The 21565-nt window shown below is 32.6% G+C and carries 19 protein-coding genes; 7 read left to right on the plus strand and 12 right to left on the minus strand.

Going from position 1 to position 21565, the window contains the following annotated elements; genetic code table 11:
- Positions 1-127 precede the first annotated feature (127 nt).
- The gene (locus tag DM444_RS03240) at positions 128-1870 is read left to right on the plus strand and encodes an APC family permease (RefSeq protein WP_111283929.1); all 1743 of its coding nucleotides are present in this window, start codon (positions 128-130) and stop codon (positions 1868-1870) included.
- Between the two features lie 365 nt (positions 1871-2235).
- Here DM444_RS03240 and DM444_RS03245 read toward each other — a convergent pair whose 3' ends face one another.
- Positions 2236-3723, minus strand: coding sequence for an aminotransferase class V-fold PLP-dependent enzyme (locus DM444_RS03245; protein WP_111283931.1), 1488 nt, complete (start codon positions 3721-3723; stop codon positions 2236-2238).
- Positions 3724-3906: 183 nt separating this feature from the next.
- On the opposite strand from DM444_RS03245, the gene msrA reads away from it, so the two are divergent.
- A complete protein-coding gene (gene msrA, locus DM444_RS03250; protein WP_111283933.1) occupies positions 3907-4440 on the plus strand; it encodes a peptide-methionine (S)-S-oxide reductase MsrA in 534 nt (177 codons plus the stop codon).
- 168 nt (positions 4441-4608) lie between these two features.
- Positions 4609-6177: a protein adenylyltransferase SelO gene (locus DM444_RS03255; protein WP_111284072.1), complete on the plus strand. Its 1569-nt coding sequence runs from the start codon at positions 4609-4611 to the stop codon at positions 6175-6177.
- A 103-nt stretch (positions 6178-6280) separates the two neighbouring features.
- Here DM444_RS03255 and DM444_RS03260 read toward each other — a convergent pair whose 3' ends face one another.
- On the minus strand, positions 6281-7249 hold the full coding sequence (locus DM444_RS03260) for a YpdA family putative bacillithiol disulfide reductase (protein WP_111283935.1): 969 nt from the start codon (positions 7247-7249) through the stop codon (positions 6281-6283).
- A 1-nt stretch (position 7250) separates the two neighbouring features.
- Positions 7251-7724, minus strand: coding sequence for a CYTH domain-containing protein (locus DM444_RS03265; protein WP_111283937.1), 474 nt, complete (start codon positions 7722-7724; stop codon positions 7251-7253).
- A 184-nt stretch (positions 7725-7908) separates the two neighbouring features.
- On the opposite strand from DM444_RS03265, the gene DM444_RS03270 reads away from it, so the two are divergent.
- Both DM444_RS03270 and DM444_RS03275 read left to right on the plus strand, forming a co-directional pair.
- Positions 7909-8820 (plus strand): OmpA family protein, encoded by a 912-nt coding sequence (locus tag DM444_RS03270; RefSeq protein ID WP_111283939.1) that lies wholly within the window; start codon positions 7909-7911, stop codon positions 8818-8820.
- A gap of 20 nt (positions 8821-8840) precedes the next feature.
- Positions 8841-9386, plus strand: a complete 546-nt coding sequence (locus tag DM444_RS03275; protein WP_111283941.1) for a hypothetical protein — start codon at positions 8841-8843, stop codon at positions 9384-9386.
- A 114-nt stretch (positions 9387-9500) separates the two neighbouring features.
- Here the strand turns inward: DM444_RS03275 and DM444_RS03280 are convergent, their stop codons facing one another.
- The 8 genes from DM444_RS03280 to menD all read right to left on the minus strand — a co-directional run bounded on the left by DM444_RS03280 (position 9501) and on the right by menD (position 18561).
- Positions 9501-10532, minus strand: coding sequence for an o-succinylbenzoate synthase (locus tag DM444_RS03280; RefSeq protein ID WP_111283942.1), 1032 nt, complete (start codon positions 10530-10532; stop codon positions 9501-9503).
- 72 nt (positions 10533-10604) lie between these two features.
- Positions 10605-11807, minus strand: coding sequence for a tetratricopeptide repeat protein (locus DM444_RS03285; RefSeq protein ID WP_111284074.1), 1203 nt, complete (start codon positions 11805-11807; stop codon positions 10605-10607).
- 223 nt (positions 11808-12030) lie between these two features.
- A complete protein-coding gene (locus DM444_RS03290) occupies positions 12031-12708 on the minus strand; it encodes a metal-dependent hydrolase (RefSeq protein ID WP_111283943.1) in 678 nt (225 codons plus the stop codon).
- A 28-nt stretch (positions 12709-12736) separates the two neighbouring features.
- Positions 12737-13699 (minus strand): 1,4-dihydroxy-2-naphthoate octaprenyltransferase, encoded by a 963-nt coding sequence (gene menA / locus DM444_RS03295; RefSeq protein ID WP_111283945.1) that lies wholly within the window; start codon positions 13697-13699, stop codon positions 12737-12739.
- A gap of 95 nt (positions 13700-13794) precedes the next feature.
- Entirely contained in the window at positions 13795-14628 is an 834-nt protein-coding gene (locus tag DM444_RS03300) for a 1,4-dihydroxy-2-naphthoyl-CoA synthase (RefSeq protein ID WP_012024845.1), read from the minus strand.
- Between the two features lie 812 nt (positions 14629-15440).
- Positions 15441-16295: a CvfB family protein gene (locus DM444_RS03305; RefSeq protein ID WP_111283947.1), complete on the minus strand. Its 855-nt coding sequence runs from the start codon at positions 16293-16295 to the stop codon at positions 15441-15443.
- A gap of 172 nt (positions 16296-16467) precedes the next feature.
- Positions 16468-16809: a DUF2853 family protein gene (locus tag DM444_RS03310; RefSeq protein ID WP_111283949.1), complete on the minus strand. Its 342-nt coding sequence runs from the start codon at positions 16807-16809 to the stop codon at positions 16468-16470.
- Between the two features lie 90 nt (positions 16810-16899).
- Positions 16900-18561 (minus strand): 2-succinyl-5-enolpyruvyl-6-hydroxy-3-cyclohexene-1-carboxylic-acid synthase, encoded by a 1662-nt coding sequence (menD, locus tag DM444_RS03315; RefSeq protein WP_111283951.1) that lies wholly within the window; start codon positions 18559-18561, stop codon positions 16900-16902.
- Between the two features lie 176 nt (positions 18562-18737).
- Here menD and DM444_RS03320 point away from each other — a divergent pair, with 176 nt between their 5' ends.
- Both DM444_RS03320 and DM444_RS03325 read left to right on the plus strand, forming a co-directional pair.
- Positions 18738-19922 (plus strand): thioredoxin family protein, encoded by a 1185-nt coding sequence (locus DM444_RS03320; RefSeq protein ID WP_111283953.1) that lies wholly within the window; start codon positions 18738-18740, stop codon positions 19920-19922.
- 6 nt (positions 19923-19928) lie between these two features.
- On the plus strand, positions 19929-20426 hold the full coding sequence (locus tag DM444_RS03325; protein WP_111283955.1) for a GNAT family N-acetyltransferase: 498 nt from the start codon (positions 19929-19931) through the stop codon (positions 20424-20426).
- A gap of 146 nt (positions 20427-20572) precedes the next feature.
- On the opposite strand, the gene DM444_RS03330 is transcribed toward DM444_RS03325, so the two are convergent.
- Positions 20573-21160, minus strand: a complete 588-nt coding sequence (locus DM444_RS03330) for a glutathione peroxidase (protein WP_111284076.1) — start codon at positions 21158-21160, stop codon at positions 20573-20575.
- Positions 21161-21565: the final 405 nt, after the last annotated feature.

Raw genomic sequence — 21565 nt, forward strand, 5'->3', positions numbered from 1 at the left:
TCCTTAAATTGAAAATCCTTAATTACATTAAAGTATAAAAGGGTTTACAATTTAATATCCGCCTTTTGCCCGATTATAATTATTTGTTGCTCATTGTTTTGTACTAAAGTGTCAATTCAAAATACTGATGAAAGAAATCGTACACAAAAAATTAAATCAATTACAGGCAACTGCAATCTGCGGAAACGATATTAGTTCTTCTTGTCTATACGTTTCAGCTTTAACAATACTATATGCTGGTCAGTATGCTTGGATTTCACTTTTAATTGTTGCTGTTGTATTATTTCTTTTCAGAAAAATTTATGGTGAAGTTGTTGGAGCAATTCCTTTAAATGGAGGTGCTTACAATGTTTTATTAAACACCTCTACTAAACGTTTAGCTTCTTTAGCGGCAACTTTAACCGTTTTGTCATACATGGCAACTGCTGTAATCTCGGCATCCGAAGGAATGCACTATTTACATGGAATATTTGACGGACTAAATGTTACAATTGCAACTGTCGTCGTTTTAATTTTGTTTACTGGATTAGCTATTTTAGGAATTGGAGAATCTGCCTTTGTGGCTGTTATCATCTTCATGACCCATATCGGAACATTGACATTACTGGTTTTAACTTCTATCGGTTTTGTACTCATGAACGGCTTAGATATTTTTTATATCAATTGGCAAACTCCAATAGCTTCAGGAAGTATCAGAACAGCACTTTTCTTAGGATTCTCCGCAGCAATGCTCGGAATATCTGGTTTTGAAAGTTCAGCCAATTTTGTTGAAGAACAAGAACATGGCGTTTTTCCTAAAACACTCCGAAACATGTGGGGAATTGTGAGCCTCTTCAATCCCATAATTGCTATTTTATTAATTAGTGTAATTCCGTTAACTGAAGTTGGAGAAAATAAAGAATCCCTTTTAGCTTATTTAGGACAAACAACTGGCGGAGCTTGGCTTGCTTGGCTAATTTCTATCGATGCCGTAATGGTGCTTTGTGGAGCCGTTTTAACTTCATTTGTTGGTGTTTCGGGACTTTTAAACCGAATGACATTAGATCGAATTCTACCAAATTATTTTCTAAAACAAAATAAAAGAGGTTCTCATTACAGAATCGTTATAAGCTTTTTAATTCTTTGTATTTCAGTTCTTTTTGCGACAAACGGACATTTAGAATCTTTGGCTGGCGTTTATACTTTTTCATTCTTAGCTGTGATGGCGCTTTTCGGAATTGGAAACTTACTTCTGAAATACAAACGCAGAAAACTGCCAAGACCTGAACGTGCTCGAGGAATTGCCGTCGTTCTTGCTGTAGCTTTTGTTATTACAGCTTTTATAGGAAACATGCATCTTAACATCAATTCGTTTTACACATTTCTGCAATATCTTATTCCAGCTTTAATTTTCATTGGTGTTATGCTTAACCGTGTGTTTTTAATCCGATTGCTGATTGAAGCTTTAGAATATTTTTATCAGCCATTAAGAAAAATGGTGATTATAAGTAACCGTTATCTTCAAAATTTAAGTTCTGAAATCAATTCGCAAGAGTTCGTCTTCTTTACAAAAGGTGACGATATCACTATCTTGAACAAAGTCTTGCAATACGTTGAAGACAACGAAACAACCAAAAAACTTAAAATAGTTCACGTAAAAAGTGATCCTGTAAATAATGAAGCGCTTAAAAAAGACTTAGAAGTTTTAGACCGTGCTTACGACGGATTAGATATTGAATATATAGAAATTGAAGGCATATTTGGCCCTGAAATTATAGACGAGCTTTCTCAAAAATGGAAAATTCCTAAAAACTTTATGTTCATAGGATCTCCAGGAAATAGATTCTCATACCGCGTTGCAGATCTAGGCGGCGTCCGATTGATTATGTAATTTTTTTAGAAGCAGACCAATTCGTGTTTTTAAGAACACTCGTCCCGCTATCCGTTTCAATCTTTTGCGCCGAACCCCGGCACAAAAGGATTTCCTCCCGAAGCCTCGGGACTATCGGGGCTAAATTACAAGTATATTTTTCATAAGAACATAAAACCGAATAGTATAAAAACAATCCCGACAAGTTTTGAAAACCTGTCGGGATTAATATGATCAGTTTATCTTTGTAAAAATTTTAAACTTTGAAAAAAATCTTTTAAAAGCTAGCTTTGCGATCTCAACAGCAACTAATATTTAGCTCAAAAAAAAACTTCCCAACTCTGCGAAAATCCTTTGTGAACTCTGCGTTAAAAAATAGCCAAAAGTTAAGACTTAAACCAGCTTTCAACTAATTCATCTTCAAAAGAATTCGCATCTTTATGAATAAACTCATTACGGTTTTTATCATAAGAATAATCCAAAGCCCATTCTTTATGATTTGCCGCCAATTCTTTTATGCTGTTACAAACAAAAGCAATTTCTTTATCTGTAGTTGTTGGGTGAATAGACATTCTAATCCATCCTGGTTTTTTGATCAAATCACCAATTGTAATTTCATTAACCAATTTATTAGAAGTTTCTTGATCAACATGTAATAAGTAATGGCCATAAGTTCCTGCACAGCTGCATCCTCCTCTAGTCTGGATTCCAAAACGATCATTTAAGATTTTAACTCCTAAATTAAAATGAAGATCATCAATAAAAAACGAAATAACACCAAGACGTTCTTTGTGCTGTCCTGCTAAAATTTTAATAGTATCAATTGGATCCAATTCAGAGAAAACATAATCTACAATTTCGTGTTCACGCTGCATAATGTTTTCAATTCCCATTTCTTCTTTCAATTCAATGGCAAGAGCAGTTTTTATCACTTGAAGAAAACCAGGAGTTCCGCCATCTTCACGATCTTCAATATTATCAATATATTTATGTTCTCCCCAAGGATTTGTCCAGCTAACTGTTCCTCCACCTGGGCAATCTGGAATCATATTATTGTATAGCTTTTTATTGAAAATCAAAACTCCAGAAGTTCCAGGACCGCCCAAAAATTTATGAGGCGACATGAAAACAGCATCCAAATAAGATTCTGGATCGGCAGGATGCATATCAATTTCAACATAAGGTCCCGAACAAGCAAAATCAACAAAACAAACACCATTATATTGATGCATTAATTTTGCTGCTTCATGAAATGGAGTTCTTAATCCAGTAACATTAGAACAAGCTGTAATAGAAGCAATTTTCAAGGTTCTATCTTTATATTTTTCCAATAAAACTTCAAGATTTTCTAAATTAAAAAGCCCTTTTTCACAAGACGGAATAATCTCTACATCGGCAATAGTTTCTAACCAAGAAGTTTGATTAGAATGATGTTCCATATGTGAAATAAAAACAATTGGCTTTTTCTCAGCAGGAACATTGGTGAAACTTTTCAAATTTTCAGGAATTTTCAATCCTAAAATACGCTGGAATTTATTGATAACTCCAGTCATTCCCGTTCCATCCGTAATTAAAACATCATCATTGCTTGCATTTGCATGACGCTTAATAATATGTCTTGCATGATGATATGCTTTTGTCATTGCAGTACCAGAGACAGTAGTTTCAGTATGTGTATTGGCAACAAATGGTCCAAATTGATTTAAGAGTTTCTCTTCAATTGGGCGATACAATCTTCCGCTGGCAGTCCAGTCAGTGTAAATAATTGATTTTCTGCCATAAGGAGAGGTAAATTCTTGATTTATTCCGACAATATTCTGCCTAAATTCCTGAAAATAAGTTTCCAGTGTCATGGTACTATTTTTGCTATTCATTAGTTGTGCCTTGTGTTTGATTGCAAATATATAGTTTTTTTATAAAATTGCGAATTTATCAATAGTAAACTTCAAACACTATATTACTGTTTAGTATTTTTAGTTAAAAGAACTTTTTTTTAATAAATTATCACAATATCCTATCGAATTAATAGGCATTAAACTTATAGAAAGTAATTACTTATGGGAAATTTATCAGTTGCTACTTTTGGTGGCGGATGTTTTTGGTGCATTGAAGCTGTAATTCAGCGTTTAAAAGGTGTAGAATCAATAAAATCGGGTTATTCAGATGGGTTTATTAAAAATCCAGCTTATCGGGAAGTTTGTACTGGAAGAACAGGACATGCAGAAGTGATTCAAGTGACATTTAACCCTGACATAATTTCATATCATGACTTAATTTTCATATTCATGACAAGCCATGATCCAACAACTTTAAATCGTCAAGGTGGCGACAGCGGAACGCAGTATCGTTCTATTATTCTGTACCATAACGATGAACAGAAAGAAATTGCTGAGAAAGTATTTGAAGAAGTACAGCCAGCATATGCAGATCCAATTGTAACGCAATTAAAACCTTTTGAAGTTTTTTACGAAGCAGAAGATTATCATAAAAATTATTATAATGAGAATCAAGAAGCTGGATATTGCCAAGTTGTAATTGATCCAAAAATTCAAAAACTTAAAAAAATGTATGCCGATATGCTAATTGGCTAATTTTTAAGTTTTGCCACAGATTAAATTTATAAATTAGATTGTCACCCTGAGCGAAGTCGAAGGGCGTTCCAATTGGACTTGGACTTGGGCTTCGACTTCGCTCAGCCTGACAAAGATTAGAATAAAAAATCCTTTTAATCTGTGGCCAAAAAAGAAAGAAAAACTAAAATGAAAAATCTAAAAATAAAAAACCGCTTTACAGCAGAATTACCAGCAGATCCAGACTTGACAAATGAAGTTCGTCAGGTTAAAAATACGCTGTTTTCATACGTAAATCCGATTAAACCTTCAAATCCAAAACTAGTTCACGCTTCTGAAGAAGTGGCTGAATTAGTTGGTATTTCTAAAGATGAAATTCAATCAGAAGAATTTCTAAATACGTTTTCTGGAAAAGAAATTCTTCCAAAAACCCAACCATTTGCGATGTGTTATGCTGGTCATCAATTCGGAAATTGGGCAGGACAATTAGGCGATGGTCGCGCCATAAATTTAACGGAAGTTGAAAACAATAATCAGTTTTATACACTTCAATTAAAAGGTGCTGGTAAAACACCATATTCTAGAACCGCAGATGGTTTAGCTGTTTTGCGCTCTTCTATTAGAGAATATTTATGTGCTGAAGCCATGTATAATTTGGGAGTTCCTACTACCCGATCACTTTCGCTCATTCTTTCTGGAGATCAGGTTTTAAGAGATATTTTATATAACGGAAATCCTGCCTATGAAAAAGGTGCGATTGTTTGTCGAGTTGCTCCTTCATTTATTCGTTTTGGAAGTTTTGAAATGCTGACGGCTAGAAACGAGCTGAAAAATCTTAAACAATTTGTAGAGTTTACGATTAAGCATTATTTTCCTGAAATTACTGGAGAACCAAAAGATCAATATTTACAGTTCTTCCAAAAAGTTGCAGATACAACTCGAGAAATGATTTTACATTGGCAACGCGTTGGATTTGTTCATGGTGTAATGAATACGGATAATATGTCGATTCACGGAATCACGATCGATTATGGTCCTTATGGCTGGCTCGAAAATTATGATCCAGATTGGACGCCAAATACAACTGACAGTCAAAATAGAAGATATCGTTTCGGAAATCAGCCTCAGGTTGCGCAGTGGAATCTATTTCAATTGGCAAATGCGCTTTATCCTTTAATTAATGAAGCGGCACCTTTAGAAAAAATTCTGGATACGTTTATTACTGATTTTGAAAATGATTATAAAACAATGTTTTTTAGTAAATTAGGAATATTTACTTCAAGTGATGCTGATGACAAAATCATTAAAGGTTTAGAAGAAATTCTGCAGTTATCAGAAACCGATATGACAATATTTTTTAGAAATCTTAGTAAGATTAAAAAAGATGATTCTGTAGAACAAGCATTCGAAAAAATAGAATACGCATTTTATATTCCAGAAGAAATAAAAGAAAATATTCTAGACGCTTGGCAAAAATGGTTTACAGTTTATTTAAAAAGATTAAATACTGAAACACTTTCAGATGAAGAAAGAGCTTCAAAAATGAACCAAATTAATCCAAAATATGTATTGCGAAATTATATGGCACAATTAGCTATTGATGCTGCAGATAAAGAAGATTATTCTATAGTTGATGAATTATTTCAACTTTTGAAAAATCCATACGATGAACAATCAGAATCTGAAAAATGGTTTGCAAAACGCCCAGATTGGGCTAGAACAAAAGTTGGCTGTTCGATGCTGTCTTGCAGTTCTTAATAATAAAAAGGTTCACGACTTCGCTCTAACTGACAAACGTGTTTTTATAACTTTGTCACATTGAGCGAAGTCGAAATGCTTTTTAGCTCAATGTGACATATTTTCACTTTGAGCTAATATAATCCATAATTAGATTAGCATGAATTCTAGAGTTTTCTATAAACCATTTATGCGTCTGCATTCCGCCGCATACTACTCCGGCAAGGAATAAACCTTCAACATTTGTTTCCATCGTTTCTGGATTGTAAGAAGGAATTTTTAATTCATCCTCAGAAAGCTGGATTCCTATTTGCTCTAGAAAATTTAAGTTTGGCTTGTAACCTGTTAAGGCTAGAACAAAATCATTTTCAATAGTAATTTTTCCGTTTGGCGTTTCAATTTCTACTTCGTCTTCTCGAATTTCAGTAATATTTGATTGAAAATAAGCTTTAATACTTCCTTCAGCAATACGGTTTTCAATATCAGGTTTTACCCAATATTTAACACGACTATTAATTTCGTTTTTACGAATTACCATTGTCACATCTGCTCCTTTTCTCCAGCACTCTAAAGCCGCATCTACAGAAGAATTATTAGCTCCAACGATCAAAACTTTTCTAAAAGCATATTCGTGTGCTTCTTTGTAATAATGACGAACTTTTGAAAGATTTTCACCCAAAACCCCCATTTCAATTGGAATATCATAAAAACCTGTTGCGACTATAACATTCTTAGATTCGTAATTTTGTTTATCGGTACTAATTTTGAAAATTCCCCTATTTTTCTGAACATCAATTACTTTTTCAAATAAATTAATATTGAATTTAAAGTAACGATGAATATTTCTATAGTATTCCAAAGCTTCTTGTCGTCCAGGTTTTGGAGCCAAACAATTAAATGGAATTTCACCAATTTCCAATCTTTCTGCAGTAGAGAAAAAGGTCATGTAAAGCGGATAATTAAAAATACTGTTTACGATCGCGCCTTTTTCTATAATCAAATATTTTAATTTTTTCTTTTCGGCTTCTATTGCACAGGCAAGACCAATTGGTCCGCCGCCTACAATAATAAGGTCATATATTTCTTCTGTCATTTTATTTCTGCCAGTCTTTAAAAGGATTTTTACTTAAATAGGCGTTGTAATACCTCTCGTCGTTTGTAACTTCTTCGCCAAGCCATTCTGGTTTTTCAAAAATCTCATCTTCAGAATTTAATTCGATTTCAGCCATAACTAAGCCTTCGTTTTCTCCATAAAATTCATCAACCTCAAATACGTGATCTCCAGATTTTATTTCATAACGAGTTTTTTCAATTTTACCTTTTTCGCACAATTTTAATAATTCCTGAGCTTCGTCTAGCGGAATTTCATTTTCCCATTCAAAACGAGACATACCGCCACTATGGCTAATTCCTTTGATTGTGATAAAGCCTTTATGTCCTTTAATTCTAACCCTAACGGTACGCTCAGGTGCAGAACTTAAATAACCCTGAGCAATCTTATTTTGAGCAAAAGCTTGATTCTTGAAGTCATTAGATTTTACAAGAAATTTTCTTTCTATTTCGACCATTTTAAATGTGCATTATTTTTTATGCAAGTTACTCATTTTAATCAAGCTGCTGAAATTATAGAAAATCAAAAATATGTTAATTGATCATTTTAAGAACAAATCCAAAATATTAAAATAACTGATTATTAACACGTTACACATTGTTATTTTAACTAAATTTGATAAAATCTTAATTTCATCATCTATGTCTAAAAAAGCACTTTATCTATTAGGCATTGCTGTAACGATTATTTTAGGTACTTTTTTGTATCTAAAATTTTGCTGCAACTGCTCTGAGAAAACAACAACGGATGATACTCCAAAAACAGCTTCCCCTACTGTTCAAGAGCCCAATTTTGTTCCGTTTGTATTAAATGGTTCGGGAATTGAATATCGTACAAATGATAATCTCAAGTTCCTCAAAAACAGCGCAAGGCTTATAATGCCTGTAAGTGACTCGATTACAACTGGTATAGACAAATTAAAAGCGTTTTTGCAAGCAAACCCAAAGCAGAAATTAACGATTACTGGTTATGCTACGTCTGATGAAACAAATTCAACTACTTTTGAAAATTTAGGTTTAGCAAGAGCAATTGATATTAGAAATTATTTTGTTTCAAAAGGAATCCCTGAAAGTCAGTTTAATACAAAAGGAGAAATTTTAGATACATGGAAAATGAACGCAGATACTCTTCTTGGCCCTGCAGATTATTCATTTGAAACTGTCGATTCTACTTCTACTGCAAACGATGAATGGAGCGCATTAAAAACTAAAATTAATGCAGATCCATTGATTCTTCATTTCAATACAAATCAATCCCGCCAAACATTAAGCGATAGCGAGAAACAAAAAGTTGCTGATATTGCTAAATATATTGAAAATATAAAAGATGCTGTAGTTCTAGTTGTCGGTCATTCTGATAATGTTGGAAATCGTGATTCTAATATTGTTCTAGGCCAAAAAAGAGCTGAATTCTCTAAAGATTATCTTTCTAAAAACGGAATTGATAGTGCCAAAATTGAAACCAACTCAAAAGGTCCGGACGATCCAATTGGTGATAATAGTACTCCAGAAGGGAAAGCAGAAAACCGAAGAACAGTAATTACAATCAAATAATTAATCAAAAATATACGATCATGAATATACCTTGTATCTTAATACCTATACTAGTTGGCTTAATCTGTGGAATTTTGGGTTACTTACTAGGAAAAATGAACTCAAGAAATGATGATTCACTTTCAGCATCGCTTCAAGCCGATTTAGACGCATGCAAAGCTAATACACGAAATCTAAATGCGAGAATCTCTACATTAGAAGCTGATCTTGCAGCAAAATCTAAAGCAACAGCACAATCATTTACTGCCGCAGCTCCTGTAATTATTCCTTTTGACGCAGAATTGGCCGAAAATGTTTTAGGCAAAAAAATAAAAGAAAACGATTTGAAAATAGTTGAAGGAATTGGCCCTAAAATCGAAGCTTTGTTTAATGAAGCAGGAATAAAAACTTGGCACGAACTTTCTCTGACTTCAACTGATAGACTGCAATCCATCTTGGATGCTGGAGGCGAAAACTTCGCTATGCATAATCCGAGTACATGGGCTAAACAAGCATCAATGGCTTATCAAGGAAAATGGAAAGAATTAAAAGACTGGCAAGATAGTCTTTTAGGAGGGAAAGAGTAAAAAAAGATTCTAAGTTTCTGAGGTGCTAAGATTCTAAGATTTTTAAGTTTTAAAGCGTAAAATTGCTGATTTTTACTTTAATCTTAATTCTCAGAATCTTAGAAACTTAGAAACTTAGAAACTTTTCCAACCTTTTAAATTACTATACAATAATTGTCCATTTTTTACTTCTAGCGGACAATCTATATTATTTGTATATAATGCTCCAGTTCCTAAACCTTGAGGCATATCTGAATTTAATGTATATGTCCATTGTGCAATAGCATTCAAACCAATATTACTTTCTAACGCTGATGTAATCCACCAGCCTATATTATACTTTTCTGCTAAAGTGATCCATTCTTGTGTACCTTTAAAACCGCCAATAAAACTTGGTTTTAAAATGATGTACTGAGGCCTAATTTCTTGAAGTAATTTTTCTTTTTCTTCGAATGAAAATACACCAATCAATTCTTCGTCTAAAGCAATAGGAAAAGGTGTTTGTTTACACAACTCAGCCATTCCTAAAACATTGCCTTTTTTAATAGGCTGTTCTATACTATGAAGCTGAAATTGATTCAATTGATTCAGTTTATCTAAAGCTTCTATTAAAGAAAAAGCACCGTTTGCATCAACTCTAATTTCGATTTGTTCCGCTGAAAAATGGCTTCTAATAAATTCCAATAATTCCAGTTCCTTATCAAAATCAATAGCTCCAATTTTAAGTTTTATACAATTAAAACCGTCTGCTAGTTTTTCTTCAATTTGCTGTTTCATAAAAGCAGATTCGCCCATCCAAACCAATCCGTTTATCGCAATTGATTTCGAATTATTGGTAAAATCTGAAGGAAATAAAATATATGGATTGTCACTTTTAAGAGATAAAAAAGCCATTTCAATTCCAAATTGGATTGAAGGAAATTCTAATAAGGCGTTCCAAAGTGCAGCTTCTCCTAAATGAATATTATCGCAAGCCCATCTTAGTTTTTCTTCATAATCTGCGCGATCATCTGCGCTTAAGCCACGCAGTATGCCACACTCTCCTATTCCTTTTTTGCCGTTTTCTTCCAAGATTATAAACCAAGTTTCTTTCTCGGTCATAATTCCTCTGGAAGTTCCAGACGGACGTTTAAATTCTAGTAAATATTTATGATAAGATGCGTTCATTTTTTTTAGATGCTAAGTTGCTGAGATGCTAAGTTAAAAAAGACTTTAAGAAGCAATTCGTATCTAAGAATCTTAATTGTATAATTTTAAGATTTTTTCAAAATCTTTCGATGGTAAACCTGCTTTTTCAAATGTTGCGAAGTCTAATTTAGTTTTCGCAACCCAACTTAAACTGTCCGTTACATTTTGAGTCTGATATTTTTTGTAAATGGCTTTGGCTGCGCTGTAATCATCACTTACCAAATAAGTATGTGCCAGATTCAATTTGACTAATAATTCTGTATCGTCCAATTTTTCGCCTTCTTGAAGCACTTTTAGTGCTTTCGAATATTGTTTGGTCAAAATGTAGCAATATCCCAACGAACTGTAATCTAATGCAGTCGCTTTTCCTTCGTTCACGATTGTATTTAATTTCGGAATTGCTTCGTTATATTTTTGCGCTTTGATCAAAGAAGCCGTTTGTGTTCTTAAATCGTTGAAAACATTTTTAGAAATATCTGCGTCTTTATAACATGCATTTCCAAAATCTTTGTACACTTTTGTTTTTTCAACAGCTAATAATTTTTGAAACTCATCATAACGGTATTGTTTCATAATTTTATTTAAAATACAAACGCAGAAATCATCTGAATTGGCCATTTTCTGTGCCATTGTAGAAGTTTTACACAAACTTATGATTTCGTTTTTATTGTCTTGATTCCAGCCACGGCTCAATTTGGTATCAACCCAAGGCACGACTTCTAAAACAACTTTTTGACTTAAAAGCCAATTTTTGCTTTCGAAACCAAACCAAATAGTACTGATGTTTTCTTTTAAACAAGATGATTTATTGACAGATAATCTTTTGGCATCTTTGCTAACTGGTTCTGCTTGAGAATAGCATGCTTGATCAATTTTACCATCTGCAACATATTTCTTAGCATTTTCGTTGGATGTAAAAATTGAATAAGTGCATTCGTCATCGCCAGAAATTTTTGACATCAGAAAAACTGCGCCTGCAGAACCTTGGCTTACTCCTGTTGGGTCTGGAATAGCTTTTAATAAAGAAACCAAGCTATTTGCCATTTCTTGGTTTTTATCTAAAAGTGTGATTCTGTATACAATTTCTGTGGTTCCAACTGGTAGATCTTCTGTTGGTATAGAAATTCTATCGCGTGCGGGAACCATAATTTCTTTGGTTGTAGCACGTTCTTTATCCCAATAACCGTCTTTTTGTGCAAATGCATTAAAGGAAACTGTAATAAATAGTGATAGAATTATTTTTTTGAAAGTTATATTTCGTGATAATGCTTTAAGTGCCACGGATTTTACAGATTAAAATGATTGTTACTTTTTAAAACTTTAATTCAATTAGCATAGATTATGCCAAATAACTTTCTTATGGAATTGAGTGCCCTAGCCCCGATAGCAGCGATATCCTTTTGTGGCGGGGTTCGCCACAAAAGATATAGCGTATAGCGGGATTAGCTCCTTCCTTCGACTCCGCTCAGGATGACAATTATAATTCGATAGAATCTCCGATTGGTAAAAGCATTAAATCTTTTCCTTTATCGAAAAATTTGCGGATCGCTTCTTCGTGATCGATTTTTATATATCCAAAAGTGTCGAAGTGATATCCTAAAACTTTATCGCATTCTACAAAATCTGAAGCAATAATAGCATCTTCAACATCCATAGTAAAGTTATTTCCGATTGGAAGAATTGCTAAATCTAATTTTGTACGAAGCGGGATCAACTTCATATCGTATGTCAATGCCGTATCTCCAGCGATGTAGATGTTTTTGTGCTCGCCTTCGATTACAAAACCTCCAGGATTTCCTCCATAAGTACCATCAGGAAAACTGCTTGAGTGAATTGCATTTACATATTTTACTTTTCCGAAATCAAATTTCCAGCTTCCGCCGTGATTCATTGGATGAGAATTGAATCCTTTTTTTGCGTAATAACTTGCAATTTCTGCATTAGAAACAATAACTGCATTGGTATTTTTAGCAATAGCTTCAACATCCAAAACGTGATCAGGGTGTGCATGCGTTAGTAAAATATAATCGGCTCTGATCGTGCTCAAGTTGATTGCTGCTGCTTGTGGGTTTCCAGTAATAAATGGATCCACAATAATGTGTTTTCCTCCCACTTCAATTCCTAATGAAGCGTGTCCGTAGTATGTAATTTTCATTTTGTTAAGTTTTAAGTTTAACGTTGTTTTATCTTCCTCCTAAAAATAGGTTTACAATAATGTCTGAAATCAATGAAATCATACAAACTGTAAGCAATATCGAAAGCAGGAATGTACTTAATGCCAGTTTTTTTAATTCTGGATCTAATAATTTTGGATCTTGGTTTTTGTAAACCGTGATTAGATGTTTGGTTAATGGAATATAAGCCAATACAAATAGATATTGATCAAAGTTATAATCACTTAAAATAGCGAAAATAACCACCAAAAGCATTGCACCACCAATCAAAGTATAATGGTAAATCTTAGCTTTTTCAGCTCCCATTTGCACTACAATTGTATTTTTGCCTGCTTTTTTATCTGATTCTTGATCACGCATATTATTTAAATTCAAAACACCAACGCTCAATAATCCGATTGCTACAGCAGGTAGAATTAAAAGCGGATCAACTTCTTTTGCATAAAGAAAGTTTACTCCTAACGTGCTCACTAATCCGAAGAAAATGAAAACAAATAAGTCTCCAAATCCTCTGTAACCGTAAGCCGAATTACCAACTGTGTAACGAATTGCAGAAATAATAGCGGCAATTCCTAACAATAGAAAAAAGATCGAGTACCCAAAATTGTCTTTTCCGAAAGCGAAATAAATCAATATAATTGATGACAATAAAGTCAATAATGATGTAATGATAATAGCCTTTTTCATTGCCTGAGGCGTAATAACACCACTTTGAATAGCACGTTTTGGCCCAATTCTGTCTGCATTATCGGTACCTTTTACTCCGTCACCATAATCATTTGCAAAATTGGATAAAACCTGTAATCCTAATGTTGTCAATAATGCAAAACCAAATACTTTCCAGCTGAAAACTTCTGTTGGAGTATTAATAGTTTCTGTTGGATTTGACAAAGCATAAATACTTCCAACTATAATTCCGGAAACTGATAAAGGTAATGTGCGCAGTCTTGCGGCTTCAATCCAATGTTTCATTCTATTTTTTAGTTTATATGGTTTAAAGTTTCAGGTTTCAAGTTTTTCGCAGAACGTATAACATGAAACTTGAAACTTGGAACAATTTTATTAAATTAAGGTAACCACTTATTTTCGCCGAAGTTTGGTTTTCTTTTCTCTAAGAAAGCATTTCTACCTTCTTTAGCTTCTTCGGTCATGTAAGCTAAACGAGTTGCTTCTCCTGCAAAAACTTGCTGTCCAACCATTCCGTCGTCTGTTAAGTTCATTGCAAATTTCAGCATTTTTATAGATGTTGGCGATTTTTGAAGAATTTCCTGTGCCCATTCGTAAGCAGTAGCTTCTAATTCGTCATGCGGAATTACAGCATTTACCATTCCCATTTCAAAAGCTTCTTGAGCAGAATAATTTCTACCTAAAAAGAAAATTTCGCGAGCTTTTTTCTGCCCCACCATTTTAGCCAAATAAGCAGATCCGTAACCTCCATCAAAGCTTGTTACGTCTGCATCTGTTTGTTTAAAAATTGCGTGTTCTTTACTTGCAAGCGTCATATCGCAAACTACGTGCAAACTATGTCCGCCACCTACAGCCCAACCTGGAACTACTGCGATAACTACTTTAGGCATAAAGCGAATTAAACGCTGTACTTCTAAAATATTTAAACGGTGCTGACCATCATCTCCAACATATCCTTGGTGTCCGCGTGCATTTTGATCTCCACCGCTGCAGAAAGAATAAACTCCGTCTTTTGTTGAAGGTCCTTCAGCAGAAAGTAACACAACTCCAATTGAAGTGTCTTCTTGAGCATCGTAAAAAGCTTGGTATAATTCTGAAGTAGTTTTAGGACGGAAAGCATTTCTAACATTTGGTCTGTTAAAGGCAATTCTCGCTACTCCATTGCATTTTTTATAGGTTATATCTTCAAATTCTCTGGCTGTAATCCAATCCATTTTGATTTATTTGTTTAATAATTATACGGTAAAAATAAGGCATTTTTACTATTTTACCTACTCAATTTACCTTAAGTCTTTGTGAAATTGACTTGCAATGTTAACAAATGGTATTTACTTACAAAAAATAACATTTTTTAACATTAGTTTAGAAAAATAATAATTAATTTTACACCCTAGAAATCAATGAGATACATTTTATTTCAATGATTTCAGATTGATTTTCTTTCACTGATTTATTAACCTAAAAAATGATTTTTTTGAGAAAATTTAAAAAATTTGTCGCTCATTTTTTTAGGGTTTTAAGTAACAAACCTCAATTAAAAGAGCAAATGATTTATGTGTTTGTCGAAACTTCAAAAAGAAAAAAGTAACACCTAAGGTTAAATGTTAGAATTGTATCTATAATTAGTATAGAAATGATAACGAAAAGAGGAAAAAAGTACTAATTCACACTTTCTAAAAGTTATTTTATAGAACCAATGGATTAAGCCGTGAAATTCTTTTTTTGCTTTTAAGATAGGTACATTGATTATTTAAAAGACATACCCATCAATGGAATGATTTCTAAAATTCGTAAAGCTGTTATTCTGAGATGGATTCGAATTATTTTATTTCTGTTTTTTTTTAATTACAATTTTTTTTAAAACTAGAATAAAAAGCGAAAGGCTGCTCATTATGAGCAGCCTTTTGTGTTATAATAATTTTGCTAGCGCAAAATAAAATCCAAAATTTTAAATTCCAAATTTCAAAAATTATAGATTTCTATTATCAATTGGAATTTGGAATTTTAATATTGGAATTTTTGGTTTTTAATCTTTTACCAGATAAATCCCGTCTTCTTTTATTTCGATCAGTTTTTCTTTGTACAAAGATCCAATTGCTTTTTTGAATGATTTTTTACTCATTTTCAAAACAGTCTTAATGTCTTCTGGATGAGAATTATCGTTTAAACGAAGAAAACCTCTGCTGGCTCTTAGTTCACTTAAAATCTTCTCTGCATTTGGTTCGATACTTTCAAAACCTTGTACTTGAACTGCAACATCAATTTTATTATCAGGACGAATGTTTTTGATATAACCGCGCATTCTGTCTCCAGTTCTTATTGAATCGTCATAAACTTCATCTTTATACAAAAGACCTTTGTGACGTTCGTTTATAATTACATTGATTCCCATATCTGTAATATGAGAAACAATCAAATCAACTTCTTCGCCTTTTTCAACCGTTAAATTGTCATTATTCAAAAACTGATTTGTTTTACTTGAGGCAACTAAACGATTGGTTTGTTTGTCCATGTACAAGTAAACCAAATAGCGTTTTCCTTTTTCCATTGGGCGCGCCTGTTCTTTAAACGGAACAAGAATGTCTTTTTCCATTCCCCAATCCATAAAAGCACCAACATTATTGATGTAATTTACTCTTAAAAGTGCAAATTCATTCAATAAAATATAAGGTGCCAAAGTAGTTGCAACTGGCCTTTGTTCATGATCTAAATAAACAAAAACGATTAATTCTTCACCAATTTCAAATTCTTTTGGAACGTATTTATTTGGAAGTAAAACATCGTGAATTCCATCTGGATCATTTTCAGGATCTCCTAAAAACAAACCAACTTTGGTATCACGTAATATAGTTAGGGTATTGTATTTTCCTATTTCTAGCATTTTAATATTTTTCTAAGTTGCAAAGGCAACTAAGTTTCTGAGGTGCAAAGGTACGAAGTTTGACGCGGTAGATAGAAATTAATTTTAACAAAACTTAATTTGTAGGTAAAAATTAAAAAATCCCTTTAGAGGCAATTGCTATAAAGGGATTTTAAGTTATGTCAAATGTACATTATTTGTAAACACTTTCTTTTTTAAAGTGAATTGTCAATAAATAATACACAACAGCTCTGTATTTGTGTTTATTAGATTTTCCGTACTTTTCTAATACAGCGTGAATTGCTCCGAACAATTCTGGACTATCTTTTAAACCTAGCTTTTTAACTAAAAAGTTCTTTTTGACAGTTTCTAATTCCGATTCCTGAGTTCCGGCAACTACAGAAGCATCATCGTTATATATTGCAGGTCCACAACCAATTGTAACCTTAGTTAACAAATCCATGTTTGGAGTCACTCCGCATTTTTCTTTTAAATCTGATGCATACTTTTTAATTAATTCTTCTCTCTTGCTCATAAACTATATAATTAATTGGTGAATAATACACCAAAGTTATAGCTAAAGCAAGAATGAAACAACAATTTTAACAAATATTTTCTTTCAAAATTAATGTAGATATTTGAAATACTGTTTCAGAATCTGATCATTCTCAAATGTTGGCGTAAAGACTTCCAAAATTGCTGGAGCTTCATCCGAACTATATAATGATTGTATTTCGTTTTCTAAAGATTCATTATCTTTTGCAGTATAATAATTAAAATTATACATCTTAGCCAAATGTTGGGCTGTAAGATTATGAGAGGTTTCAAAATACGTATTGAAAACAGGTTTTTCTTCATGCCCTGGCAAAATTCTGAAGATTCCTCCTCCTCTATTATTTATTAAAATAATCTTGAAGTTTTTCGGAATGTATGAATTCCATAAAGCATTGCTATCGTACAAGAATCCGATGTCTCCAGTTACAAAAACAGTTTGCTTTTCGTTTCCAACCGCCGCACCAATTGCTGTAGAAGTACTTCCGTCAATTCCGCTTGTCCCGCGATTACAGAAAACTTCAATAGAATCATCAATATCAATTAATTGCGCATAACGAATTGCAGAACTATTGCTAATTTGCAATAAACTATTTTTAGGAAGTGATTCGATTACTTTTTCGAAAACTTTAAAATCAGAAAATCCAATTTTACTTAAATATTCTTTTCTTCTTTCTAATCTCTTTTGGTAAACGGTATCTACATTATTAAAATAGTTACTTTTTACAAAAGATGTTTTTGAAAGAAGGTCTTTAAAGAAATCATTTGGTTGCATTTCAAAATGTTTTGTCAATGCTCCAAATGTATCATAAGCTCTTAAAGTATCAATATGCCAATGCTCTTTTGGTTTGTATTTTCGTAAAAATCCTTTAATTCTTTTTGAAACAACCATTCCACCAAAAGTTATTAAAACTTCAGGGTTAAATTTCTTAAAATCAAAATCATCGAAAGGCGTAATTAAAGTATCAATTGAATTAATAAAACTAGGATTATGCAGATTTGAAGTCGTCTCTGTAAGCACTACAACTGACGGATCTGAAGCTAAATTTTCAATAACTTCTTTATCAATTGCATTTGCTTCGTTAACTCCAACCAAGATTAATTTTCGTTTTGCAGTATTCCAAACAGAAACTACTTCGTCACTATTTTCTATTGTTAATGGAAAAACTTCTGGCTCTGGATTTGTAATTTTTGGCTGTACAGAAAGTTCTTCTGTTGTTTCGTATAAAGGTTCTTCAAAAGGCGCATTAATATGAACTGGGCCTTTCTTTTGAATTGCGGTTTCAATTGCCAAATTGATTTTCAAATCATTTTCTTCTGAAGCTTCTTCGGTCAAATTTGCATTAAAAACAGAATGATTAGAAAAAACATTTTCCTGACGAATAGTTTGTCCGTCACCAATATCAATTTTACTTTGTGGACGATCAGCAGAAATTACAATTAAAGGAATCTGGCTGTAAAACGCTTCCGCGAAAGCGGGATAATAATTCAATAAAGCTGATCCTGAAGTACAAACAATTGCAGTTGGCTGTTTGGTTTGTTGTGCAATTCCTAAAGCAAAAAAAGCAGCGCAACGCTCGTCTGCAATGCTATAACAGGTGAAATTTGGATTTTGAGCAAATCCGATCGTTAACGGCGCATTTCTAGATCCTGGAGAAATTATAATATTAACAATGCCTTTGGCAGATAAAATTTCGATAATGCTTTGTGCAAGCGCTATTTTGGGGTAAATCATTCCGGTCGTATATTATTTTTTTAAAGAAAATCGTCAACTAGATTTTTCTTCGTCGTGCTCACAAAGTTACAAACTTCGCAGTTGATTTATATTATAATTAGGAATATATTAAGGCTCTTTCTCAAAAAAGGAAATATATTTGTAAAATCGAATAATTAATAAAAGCCAGACTTGATATGCGTTTCTTATTTATACTTTTTTTATCAGTTACTTTTCAAAGTGTAATCTCTCAAAATCAATTTGTTCCAGTTGATATTCCTTATAAGACAGCTTTAGAAACGGCTAAAAAAGAAAACAAACCTCTTTTCGTGATGCTTTACGCAGATTGGTGTCCGCATTGTAATCTGATGAAAACAGAAGTTTTGAGCGATCCTGCTGTAATTGATTTTTTAAATAAGAATTTTGTCTGCACTTACAAAAACATAGAAAAAGATGAAGGTATTGTTTTAAAGAACAAATTCAACACAAAATCATTGCCGACTTTTTTATTTATCGACAGCAATGAAACGTTGATTTATGCTTTAAAAGGCGAAATGAAAAAAGCAGAATTTCAAAACGAACTGCGTTATGCTTTAAATCCGAAAATGCAATTGCCTTATTTAGAAAAGGAATTTCTAGCTGATCCAAGCAATTCAGATAAATTCTTTACTTATTTAAATACTTTAAAAAAAGGAAAAGACAGAACAGAATTATCGCCTGCAACGCATACGTATTTAAATACGCAATCTGATGCACAATTGGTTAGTGAATTAAATTGGAGAGTTATTGCAAACGGCGTTACAGACATTAATTCGAGAGAATTTCAATATGTTTTAAAGCATCAGAAAGAATTTGCTTCTGTAGCTTCTCAGAATCGTGTTGACAGAAAAATAGAAAGTATTGTAAACGAATTGCTTCGCCCTTTGGTGGATAATTTAGACACGATAAACTATTATAAACAAAGAGAAGTTGCAAAATCGATTCGTTTGCAAAAGACAGATTCTTTAGTTTTTAAATACGATTTATCTTTGGCTGAAAGAACTGAAAAATGGGATTTTTATAAAAAAGTTACGCTCGAAGACACTCAGAAACTAGTTTGGAACGATGCAAGTTTTCTAAAAGACATTGGAAATACTTATTTGAAACATATAAATGATACTGAAAGTTTGAAGAAAGCTATTTTTTGGGTCAATCATTCTTTAGAATTAAATGATTCTTATGATGGAAATCTGCTGGAAGCGAAACTTTATAACAAGATAAAAGACAAGAAAAAAGCTTTAGAATATGCTAAAAATGCCAAAGCCATTGCAAAAGAAATGGATTGGAATTCTAAAGAAGTAGATGTTTTATTAGCTGAATTGAATACAAAACAACCGAAATAATTACCAATGAGCATTATATTAAGACCTGCAACAGCAGAGGATTTGCAAAAAATTCTAGAAATTGTAAATCACTCTATTTTACATACAACAGCAAACTACAGTTATGAAACTCAAACTTTAGAAGTTCAGAAAAAGTGGTTTGATGATAAAACAGCTAAAAATCTTCCTGTTATTGTAGCAGACTTAGATGGCGAAGTAGTTGGTTTTGGAAGTTACGGTCAGTTTCGAGAAAAAATTGGTTACCAATATACTGTAGAACATTCTGTTTATGTGGTTGATAATATTATTGGAAAAGGAATTGGTTCTAAACTTTTAACAGAATTAATTCGTTTGGCAAAAGAACAAGGCTACCATGTTATGATTGGTGCGATTGATGCTGATAATGCAGGAAGTATTGCTTTTCACGAAAAATTTGGATTTGTAGTAACAGGAACTATTCGTGAAGTAGGCTACAAATTTGACCATTGGCTGGATTTGGTTTTTATGCAGCTTATTTTGGTTTAACCGCATAGGAAGCAAAGAATTACGCAAAGTTCGCAAAGTATTTAAAAAACCTCTGCCCCTTTGTAACTTTGTCCCTTTGAACCTAAAAAAAAATCCGCAAACTTAAATTTTAAGTTTGCGGATTTTTTGGTTTAGACAGTTATAATTTAACTTTTAATCCAATTAATTACTTCAGGTTCTGTTACTAAAGTTTTTGGTTTAATTACTTTAACTAATTCCCCTTTTTCGTTAATTAGGTATTTTTGAAAATTCCATTCTACTTCAGAATCCTGTAAACCGTTTCTAGATTTCTCAGTTAAGAATTTATAAACTTCACACATATCACTTCCTTTAACTGAAACCTTGTTCATCATCGGGAAAGTTACGCCGTAATTCTGCTGACAGAAAGTTTCGATTTCTTTAGCCGTTCCAGGTTCTTGTGAAGCAAAATTATTTGCCGGAAATCCAACAATTACGAAACCTTTATCTTTATATTCTTTGTATACCGCTTCTAAATCTTTGTATTGCGGAGTTAAACCGCATTTTGAAGCAGTATTGACAATCAAGACTTTTTTGCCTTTTAAAGACGCAAAATCAAAAGTGTCTCCTGATAAATCCTCTACTTTAAATTGATAAATTGTTTCTTTTGCCATGGCTTTATCTTTTTTAGATAATTTGTTCTTACTTGTTTGAGCATTTGTTTGTGCACCACACAATAAAGCTGCTCCAAATAGTATAAATAATATTTTTTTCATCTGATAATTTTTTATAAAATTAGCTAAAATCCATTTCATTAAAACTATTTTCTGTCTTTAAATTTTCCCAATCAAAAGTTAAATAAAAAATGAAGCCTAACGTTAATCAGACGTTAGGCTTCCCCCCATACAAACAAATCAAACCATGAATTAACTATTATGTAACCTTTTATAAATTATAGTTGATGACTCGGTTGTTTCGAAAATTTCTTTAACCCCCAGATGTTGAACGAACTTTCAAAATATTTTCAAATGGCTTGTATTTTGTAATCTTAATTCCTAAATCATCGTCTAGACATCTTTAAAGAAATCTTGAATTTGGAAGTCCGAGTACATCAACTATTTTATATCTTCTTTTATTAATTTCAATATTTCTACTGTTTATAGAGCAGTATAAACAATAGT

The organism is Flavobacterium ginsenosidimutans (genome assembly GCF_003254625.1).
GTDB lineage: Bacteria > Bacteroidota > Bacteroidia > Flavobacteriales > Flavobacteriaceae > Flavobacterium > Flavobacterium ginsenosidimutans.

Bases quoted from the DNA above. Each gene is read 5' to 3' on its own strand.
- DM444_RS03240 (WP_111283929.1), top strand. From the start codon at position 128: ATGAAAGAAATCGTACACAAAAAATTAAATCAATTACAGGCAACTGCA.
- DM444_RS03245 (WP_111283931.1), bottom strand. From the start codon at position 3,723: ATGAATAGCAAAAATAGTACCATGACACTGGAAACTTATTTTCAGGAA.
- msrA (WP_111283933.1), top strand. From the start codon at position 3,907: ATGGGAAATTTATCAGTTGCTACTTTTGGTGGCGGATGTTTTTGGTGC.
- DM444_RS03255 (WP_111284072.1), top strand. From the start codon at position 4,609: ATGAAAAATCTAAAAATAAAAAACCGCTTTACAGCAGAATTACCAGCA.
- DM444_RS03260 (WP_111283935.1), bottom strand. From the start codon at position 7,249: ATGACAGAAGAAATATATGACCTTATTATTGTAGGCGGCGGACCAATT.
- DM444_RS03265 (WP_111283937.1), bottom strand. From the start codon at position 7,724: ATGGTCGAAATAGAAAGAAAATTTCTTGTAAAATCTAATGACTTCAAG.
- DM444_RS03270 (WP_111283939.1), top strand. From the start codon at position 7,909: ATGTCTAAAAAAGCACTTTATCTATTAGGCATTGCTGTAACGATTATT.
- DM444_RS03275 (WP_111283941.1), top strand. From the start codon at position 8,841: ATGAATATACCTTGTATCTTAATACCTATACTAGTTGGCTTAATCTGT.
- DM444_RS03280 (WP_111283942.1), bottom strand. From the start codon at position 10,532: ATGAACGCATCTTATCATAAATATTTACTAGAATTTAAACGTCCGTCT.
- DM444_RS03290 (WP_111283943.1), bottom strand. From the start codon at position 12,708: ATGAAAATTACATACTACGGACACGCTTCATTAGGAATTGAAGTGGGA.
- menA (WP_111283945.1), bottom strand. From the start codon at position 13,699: ATGAAACATTGGATTGAAGCCGCAAGACTGCGCACATTACCTTTATCA.
- DM444_RS03300 (WP_012024845.1), bottom strand. From the start codon at position 14,628: ATGGATTGGATTACAGCCAGAGAATTTGAAGATATAACCTATAAAAAA.
- DM444_RS03305 (WP_111283947.1), bottom strand. From the start codon at position 16,295: ATGCTAGAAATAGGAAAATACAATACCCTAACTATATTACGTGATACC.
- DM444_RS03310 (WP_111283949.1), bottom strand. From the start codon at position 16,809: ATGAGCAAGAGAGAAGAATTAATTAAAAAGTATGCATCAGATTTAAAA.
- menD (WP_111283951.1), bottom strand. From the start codon at position 18,561: ATGATTTACCCCAAAATAGCGCTTGCACAAAGCATTATCGAAATTTTA.
- DM444_RS03320 (WP_111283953.1), top strand. From the start codon at position 18,738: ATGCGTTTCTTATTTATACTTTTTTTATCAGTTACTTTTCAAAGTGTA.
- DM444_RS03325 (WP_111283955.1), top strand. From the start codon at position 19,929: ATGAGCATTATATTAAGACCTGCAACAGCAGAGGATTTGCAAAAAATT.
- DM444_RS03330 (WP_111284076.1), bottom strand. From the start codon at position 21,160: ATGAAAAAAATATTATTTATACTATTTGGAGCAGCTTTATTGTGTGGT.